Genomic DNA, 422 nt, shown 5'->3' with positions numbered 1-422 from the left:
TTGTAGGGCGGGCGCACCTTCTCGATCTCGTCCACGAGCGCCGCCGGGCCCGCGAGGTAGCCCAGGCGCACGCCGGCCAGGCCGAACTTGCTGAGCGTGCGCATCAGCAGCACGTGGGCGTTGCGCGCGGGCTCGGCGCGCATGCGGTCCAGCCAGGTGCGGCTGGCGAAGGGCTGGTAGGCCTCGTCCATCACCACGATGCCGCCCTGGGCGCCCACCGCGTCGATGATGCGCTGCACCGCCCCCTCGTCCCACAGCGTGGCCGTGGGGTTGTTGGGATAGGCCAGGTAGGTGATCGCCGGGCAGTGCTGCGCGATGGCGGCCAGCATGGCGGGCTCGTCGAGCTCGAAATCGGCCGTGAGCGGCACGCCCACGAAGTCCAGGCCCTGCAGCTGCGCACTCATCGGGTACATCACGAAGCC

Annotated in this window: 1 protein-coding gene; it reads right to left on the bottom strand. The window is 71.1% G+C overall.

Annotation, left to right across the window (positions count from 1 at the left end; all coding sequences use genetic code 11):
- Window positions 1-404, bottom strand: a 404-nt coding sequence (locus tag AC066S_RS39620) for an aminotransferase class I/II-fold pyridoxal phosphate-dependent enzyme (RefSeq protein WP_478272033.1), incomplete at its 3' end; no start/stop codon positions are given.
- Window positions 405-422 lie beyond the last annotated feature (18 nt).

The sequence above is a fragment of the Bradyrhizobium sp. CFUWI genome, assembly GCF_056429085.1.
The sequence above is the reverse complement of the archived record's forward strand: the minus strand, read 5'-3'. Positions and strand labels throughout refer to the sequence as shown.